A 1,605-nucleotide genomic window follows, 5' to 3' on the forward strand; every position below is an offset into this window, starting at 1 on the left:
CGGCTTCGATGAGACCGGCGTGGAGCAGGGCGCTGATCTGGGGCGACATGCCGTGATAGCGCAGGCCGCCGGCGTGGATGGTGGCCGGCACAAAAGAATGGCCCAGGGTGTACATCTGGCAGATCGGGGCTACCCCGCCGGTGTCGGCCCAGTCCCAGGTATAGCTGCCTTTTGTCAGGGTCGGGCAGGCTGCCGGCTCGGCGGCGATGATCCTGGTCTTTTTGCCCTGCCTGAGGTTCTGGCGCAGAAACGGGAAGGCAAAGCCGCCGAAATTTGAGCCGCCGCCCGCACAGGCGATGACGATGTCCGGGTACTCACCGGCCATTTCCAGCTGTTGCAGCGCTTCCTCGCCAATAATCGTCTGGTGCAGCAACACGTGGGGCAGCACCGAGCCGAGGCTGTATTTGGTGTGGCCGTCCGAGGTCTGGGCGGCTTCGATGCCCTCTGACACGGCAATGCCGAGTGCCCCCGGATGGGCGGGGTTTTCGCTGAGCAGCCTGCGGCCGACAGCGGTCCGCTCGGACGGGCTGGCGTACACCTGCGCGCCATAGGTCTCGATGAGGTGTCGGCGGTAGGGTTTCTGGTCGTAGGAAATGCGGACCATATAGACCTCACAGCCGAGGCCGAAGAAGGTGCAGGCCATTGCCAGGGCCGAGCCCCACTGGCCGGCCCCGGTTTCGGTCGTCAGGGTCCGCACGCCCTCCTGTTTGGCGTAGAAGGCCTGGGCGACTGCGGTATTCGGTTTATGCGAGCCGACCGGGCTACTGCCCTCGTATTTGTAATAGATATGGGCCGGGGTCTGGAGGGCCTGCTCCAAACGACGGGCGCGGGACAACAGGGTCGGCCGCCACAGCTTGTAGATGTCACGCACCGGCTCGGGAATTTCGATACAGCGCTCCTGACTCATGTCCTGGGCCATCAGCTCAAGGATGACGAAGTCGCTCAGAAATTCGGGGGTGACGGGTTGTCTGGTCTGCGGATGGAGGGGCGGCAGCAGCGGCGCCGGCAGGTCGGGGTTGATGTTGTACCAGGCTCGGGGCAGGCGGCTGTCGTCAAGCGGAAACTGTGTCTGGTCGCTCATGGCGTGTTCCTCGCGTCCACCGGGCGGAGAGCGATTCAGCCCGTCTGGGTCAGGTCTAAGACCGCCGGCCACAGCTCGCGGTCGTGGATATTATAGCGATACTCGGCGTCAAGGCTGGTCAGCAGGCTGACGACTTCCGGCCGCTCGACCGGGTCGCCGTCCCAGTCGCCGGCGTGCTCGACCAGGCTGTCCAGCAGGCCGTGCAAAATGCCCAGCACGCCGTAGCAGTGCTGGGTCAGGACTTTGAGCAGCGCGGCATGGTTGAGCGAGAAGCCCGGGCCCTGCACCAGCCAGCCGGCAAAGCCGGGCTCCTCGGTTGATGACTGCTGCCACCAGTGGAGCCAGGCAAAGGCGAGCAAGACCTGATCGGCGGGAGGCATCATGTAGTAGGTCGCGGCCCAGTTGGAGGGAATCCCGGCCTCGGGGCCGACCAGCTCCGGGGGCAGGGCGTCGAGCTGGTCCGAGGACGTCAGGTCAGTCTGGAGCGCCAGCCGCTCCCAGTGTGATACGGCCTGGCGCAGCAG

The 1,605-nt window shown here is 65.4% G+C and carries 2 protein-coding genes; both read right to left on the reverse strand.

Going from position 1 to position 1,605, the window contains the following annotated elements; translation table 11 throughout:
- Positions 1-1,081: TrpB-like pyridoxal phosphate-dependent enzyme (locus tag J4F42_22705; GenBank protein ID MCE2488334.1), on the reverse strand; the 1,081-nt coding region annotated here is incomplete at its 3' end.
- A 35-nt stretch (positions 1,082-1,116) separates the two neighbouring features.
- Positions 1,117-1,605 (reverse strand): hypothetical protein (locus J4F42_22710; GenBank protein MCE2488335.1); only part of this gene is annotated, 489 nt, incomplete at its 5' end.

The sequence above is a fragment of the Desulfurellaceae bacterium genome (assembly GCA_021296095.1).
Classification (GTDB): domain Bacteria; phylum Desulfobacterota; class Binatia; order Bin18; family Bin18; genus JAAXHF01.